The sequence below is a fragment of the Geminicoccus sp. genome, from assembly GCF_035556675.1.
In the GTDB taxonomy this organism is placed as follows: Bacteria; Pseudomonadota; Alphaproteobacteria; order Geminicoccales; family Geminicoccaceae; genus Geminicoccus.
Map to the genome: position 1 here is coordinate 1 of NZ_DATMFZ010000373.1, position 4,585 is coordinate 4,585.

The following is a 4,585-nucleotide window of genomic DNA, read 5'->3' on the forward strand; positions in this document are numbered from 1 at the left end:
GCGGACGCGTTCACCGTGCTGGCCACCGATTCGGATGGCGCAAGCTGGCAGGAATCCTTCCCGATCCCGGCGAACACCCAGTGATGGCCCTCACCTTTCCACGACGCGGTGCGCTGGTCCTGCTGGCCGGCCTGCCGCTCGCCGCACTTCCGGCCGTGGCCGAGGTCGCCGAGCCACCGGGTCTGTGGACCGGGCCGATGGTCGGCGAGACCCCGGCCACGCTGAACGGAGCCACGGTCATCGACGTGCCGACCCTGGAGGGGATGCTGGAAGGACCGGTGCTGCTGATCGATGTCGGCAAGGCTGCGCGCCGGCCGGACAATCTGCCGGAGGACACGCTCTGGAAGCCGGTGCACCGCTCCATCCCGGGTGCCGCCTGGTTCCCGGGCGGCGGTGCCGGCGACCTCCCGCCGGAGCAGGCCCGGGCCCTGCTGGGCAGGATCGACGAGCTGGCCAAGGGCGACAAGGACGCCGTGCTGGTCACGTTCTGCAAGCCGAACTGCTGGGGCAGCTGGAACCTCGGCAAGCGCCTGGTCGAGGCCGGCTACCGCCAGGTGCACTGGCTGCCCGCCGGGATCGACGGCTGGCAGGAGCTGCACGACGCCGTTCCGGTCCAGCCGCAGCCGGGCTGGCCGCCCGAGGGCGAATGAACCCACACTCTGGCGGCCTGCTCGTGCTATGCTGGTCCGTCCCGGCACCGGCAGCCGGCCGGTGCCGGGACGGAAACGGCGTTTTGCACAAACGAACCCGAGCGCCGGAATAAGTAAGCCACATCAATGGGTTAGTCGGAGTCGTCCTGCTGCATCGCCCCCTGCATGGCCCGGCCCAGGACGAACAGGCGCTTCTCGATCAGCACCGGCACCTCGCAGGCATAGCGGACCGTCCGGCGCCGCTCCTCGAAGATCCGGGTCTGCCAGGTCACCCGGTTCGTGAGATCCTGCACGGCCGCAGGATCGGCGTCGGGGTCCTTCTGCAGCTTGCGCAGCTTGGCCGCGTCCGCCTCGATCGCCTGCACGAACTCCCGCTGCCGCCTGGTCAGGCGCTCCAGCCCGGCGATGACCTCGCCGCGCTCCCGGTTCAGCGTGTCGAACAGGCCGGCGAACAGGAGGCTGGCGCGCGTCTCGCGCTTGGCCGGATCGGCCGTGATGAACTGGACGGCCGTCGCCTCGGCGGCCTCCACCGGCACGCGGCGCGGCGCGAGCTCATTGACCAGATCCACCACCTCCGGATCGGCCCGCCAGTCGTGCAGCGCCTGGTCGATCGGCGGGCCCTGCCAGACCGTGCCGGCCGACAGCTCGGGCACCCGCCGCTGCACGCAGGGCCAGTCCGGCGCGTCCGGCTGGGCGGCGGCGAGGGAGGGGACGGGTGCCAGCAGGGCGGCCGCCAGCCCCAGGACCGCCAGGCCGGGGAGGGGGACGGAAAGCCTCATGGATGTCCTCCAGCGTCGTGCTGCCGGGCCAGAAAGCCGCGGGCGGGGTCATAGGCCAGTACTGCGCCGATCATGAACAGGATGGTGCAGCCTACCACCACGGCCAGTGCGGTCGGCTCGACCCGCAGATAGAGGGCGAAGCGGATCAGCTCGACGGCATAGGTGAACGGGTTCAGCTCGCAGATGCGGTACAGGAGCGGGCTCGATTCGCGCACCCGCCAGAGCGGGTAGAGGGCCGAGGAGGCGAAGAACATCGGGAAGATCAGGAAGTTCATCACGCCTGCGAAGTTCTCGAGCTGCCGGACCAGCGAGGAGAGCAGCATGCCGAGCGCCCCCAGCATCAGCCCGGACAGGAACAAGGCCGGCAGCACCGCGAGATAGCCCCAGAGCGGCGGCTCGATGCGCCACAGCCAGGCGATCGCCAGGAAGGTGTAGGCCTGCACCACCGAGACCGCGGTGCCGGCCAGCAACTTGGAGGAGAGCAGGAACCAGCGGGGCAGGGGGCTCACCAGCAGGGTACGCATGCTGCCGGTCTCGCGGTCGTAGACCATCGACATCGAGGACTGCATGCCGTTGAACAGCTGGATCATCGCGATCAGCCCGGGCGTGATGTAGACCTCGTAGAGCACATAGACGGTGTAGGGCGGGATGATCGACACGCCCAGCACCTGGCGAAAGCCCGCCGCGAAGATGAACAGCCAGACCAGCGGGCGCACCAGGGCCGCCACGAACCGCTCGCGCTGGTGCAGGAAGCGCAGCAGCTCGCGGCCGACGATGCCCTGCAGGCAGATCAGATAGGCACGGAGCGGAAAGCCGGCGGCACGCGCCGATGTCGGTTGGCTCATGACGCAGCCCCCGGTCGCTCGATCAGATGGCGGAAGGCGCCTTCGGCATCGGCGGCGCCGGTGCTGGCGAGCAGGGCATCGAGTCGCCCGTCGGCCAGCAGTCGGCCCTGGTGCAGCACCAGGACCTGGTCGTCCGGCGCGATCTCGTCGACCAGATGGGTCGCCCAGAGCACCGCCACCCCGTCCTTGGCGACCAGGTCACGCACATGAGCCAGGATGTCGGCGCGCGCGGCGATGTCCAGGCCGACCGTGGGCTCGTCCAGCAGGATGAGGCTCGGCTGGTGCAGGAGGGCCCGGGCGATCTCCAGGCGCCGCATCTGCCCGCCGGACAGGTTGCGCGCCCGCTCCGACGCGCGCCCGGCGAGGTCGACCCGCTCCAGCACTTCGGCAGCCCTGATCCTGGCGTGGCTGCGGCCGATGCCGTGCAGCGCGGCATGGTAGGCCAGGTTCTGCCAGACGGTCAGGTCGAGATCGAGCGTGCGCGCCTGGAACACCACGCCCAGGCGGCGCAGGGCGGCGCCGGCTTCGCGCAGCACATCGTGGCCGAAGATGCGGATGGTCCCCTGCCGGGTCGCGAACAGCCGGGTGATCAGCTGGAACAGCGTGCTCTTGCCGGCCCCGTTCAGGCCCAGCAGGACGGCGAACCGCCCGGGCTGGATCCTGAAGCTGACCCGGTCCAGCGCCTGGCGCCGGCCATAGGCATAGGCCACGTTCTCGATCGCCAGGGCCGGGGCGGCCGGCGCAAGAGCAGACCGGGGAGGAGACGGTTCGGCGGTCAGTTCTCGGATACCGCGACCCCCCAGGGCAGCTCGCCGACCTGGACCGTGTTGACCACCTTGCCCTCGGCCACGTCGACCACCGACACGTCGTTGGACACGCCGTTGGTGCCCAGCAGGTACTTCTCGTCCGGGGTGAAGGAGAGCTGCCAGACCCGCTGGCCCACCAACAGATAGTCCTCCACCTCGTGGGTATCGGCGTCGATCACCGCGATGCGGTTGGCCGGGCCCAGCGCCACATAGGCCTTCTTGCCGTCCTTGGTGATGCGCACGCCCACCGGCTGGATCGATTCCGCCCGCAGGCCCGGGATCTCGAAGGTGATCTTCTTCTTGATCTCCTTGGTGGCCGGGTCGATCACGCTGACCGTGCCGCCGATCTCCGCGGACACCCAGACCTCCGAGCCGTCCTGCTTGAACTCGGCGATGCGCGGCCTGGCGTCGACCAGCACGTTGGCGACGATCTCATGCGTCTCGGTGTCGATGAAATGCGCCATGTTGGTGGTTTCGGAGGTGTTGACCAGGATCTTGCCGTCCGGGCTGATCCCCATGCCTTCCGGCTCCACCCCCACCTGCACCTCGCCGACCGGCGCGCGCTCCGCCAGGTCGACGATGGTCACCATGTTGTCGTCCTCGTTCGCGATATAGACGAGGTTGCCGTCCGGGCTCAGCGTGAACAGCTCCGGGTCCGGGCCGGACGGCAGGGTGCCGATGATCTCGTGGGTGGCGGTGTCGACGAGCTCGATCGTGTCGTCGTCGCCGACCGCGACCAGCAGATGCTTGCCGTCCTTGGTGAGCTGGATGCCGCGCGGGCGCTGCCCGACCGGGATGGTGGCGGTCACCTCGAACGTCTCGGTGTCGAACACGGTGACGGTGTTGCTGCCCTCGTTCGACACATAGGCGGTGAACGCCGAGGCCGGGAGCATCGGCAAAAAGGGCAGGGCCCCGCCCAGGAGCATGGCCGCAATCCGCATCGTCCGTTTCCTCCCCAGATTGTCGTCGTTCATGGCAGCCGGCACTCGGTTTCCGGCTGGTCGATCCCCAGCGTGTCCAGCTCGGACACCTCGTGGAGGAAGCCCTGCTGCGGCGACACCGAGACGATCACCCGGCCGTCGGTCAGCAGGATCGGCTGGCGAACCTGCAGGTTCCATGGGCGCAGGGTGAGCTTCTGGCCCTTGTAGGCGCCCAGGCCGAGCTCCGGCCCCTTCAGGAAGGCGTCGATCGCCGCGGGCTCGGTGGAATTGGTGCGCGAGGTCGCCTCGCCCACCAGGCGCACTGCCGTCCAGGCCAGCATGTCGCGCTCGGTCATCAGCCGGGAGAAGCGCTTGCCGAACCGGCTCTGCATCTGCAGCGCACCCCACTGGCCGTGCGCCGGGCTCCAGCTGGTCGGCATCAGCCCGGCCGAGCCGGCGACCGGGCGGGCGTCCCAGGTGCGATAGGGCAGGTGCGCGGCGAACACCTCGCTCTCGTCCGCGGCCACCAGCACGTCATAGTCCGGCGCCTCCTGGGTCAGGACCGGGATCCGGCTCTGGATCTGC

General features: G+C 69.6%; 5 protein-coding genes and 1 pseudogene. 1 reads left to right on the top strand and 5 read right to left on the bottom strand.

The annotated features are described in order from the left end of the window. Positions 1-83 precede the first annotated feature (83 nt). The gene (locus VNS22_RS26495; protein WP_325737924.1) at positions 84-650 is read left to right on the top strand and encodes a rhodanese-like domain-containing protein; all 567 of its coding nucleotides are present in this window, start codon (positions 84-86) and stop codon (positions 648-650) included. 131 nt (positions 651-781) lie between these two features. Here VNS22_RS26495 and VNS22_RS26500 read toward each other — a convergent pair whose 3' ends face one another. From VNS22_RS26500 to VNS22_RS26520, 5 genes and pseudogenes are all read right to left on the bottom strand, one after another. Then, entirely contained in the window at positions 782-1,429 is a 648-nt protein-coding gene (locus tag VNS22_RS26500; RefSeq protein WP_325737926.1) for a hypothetical protein, read from the bottom strand. After that, on the bottom strand, positions 1,426-2,274 hold the full coding sequence (locus VNS22_RS26505) for an ABC transporter permease (protein ID WP_325737928.1): 849 nt from the start codon (positions 2,272-2,274) through the stop codon (positions 1,426-1,428). The genes VNS22_RS26500 and VNS22_RS26505 overlap by 4 nt, the downstream gene beginning before the upstream one ends. Further along, positions 2,271-3,053 (bottom strand): ABC transporter ATP-binding protein, encoded by a 783-nt coding sequence (locus VNS22_RS26510; RefSeq protein WP_349261898.1) that lies wholly within the window; start codon positions 3,051-3,053, stop codon positions 2,271-2,273. The genes VNS22_RS26505 and VNS22_RS26510 overlap by 4 nt, the downstream gene beginning before the upstream one ends. Next, a complete protein-coding gene (locus tag VNS22_RS26515; RefSeq protein ID WP_325737930.1) occupies positions 3,050-4,021 on the bottom strand; it encodes a PQQ-dependent catabolism-associated beta-propeller protein in 972 nt (323 codons plus the stop codon). The genes VNS22_RS26510 and VNS22_RS26515 overlap by 4 nt, the downstream gene beginning before the upstream one ends. Before the next feature lie 29 nt (positions 4,022-4,050). Beyond that, a pseudogene (locus VNS22_RS26520) lies at positions 4,051-4,585 on the bottom strand (branched-chain amino acid ABC transporter substrate-binding protein); the annotation flags it as partial.

Bases quoted from the DNA above. Each gene is read 5' to 3' on its own strand.
- VNS22_RS26515 (WP_325737930.1), bottom strand. From the start codon at position 4,021: ATGCGGATTGCGGCCATGCTCCTGGGCGGGGCCCTGCCCTTTTTGCCG.
- VNS22_RS26505 (WP_325737928.1), bottom strand. From the start codon at position 2,274: ATGAGCCAACCGACATCGGCGCGTGCCGCCGGCTTTCCGCTCCGTGCC.
- VNS22_RS26500 (WP_325737926.1), bottom strand. From the start codon at position 1,429: ATGAGGCTTTCCGTCCCCCTCCCCGGCCTGGCGGTCCTGGGGCTGGCG.
- VNS22_RS26495 (WP_325737924.1), top strand. From the start codon at position 84: ATGGCCCTCACCTTTCCACGACGCGGTGCGCTGGTCCTGCTGGCCGGC.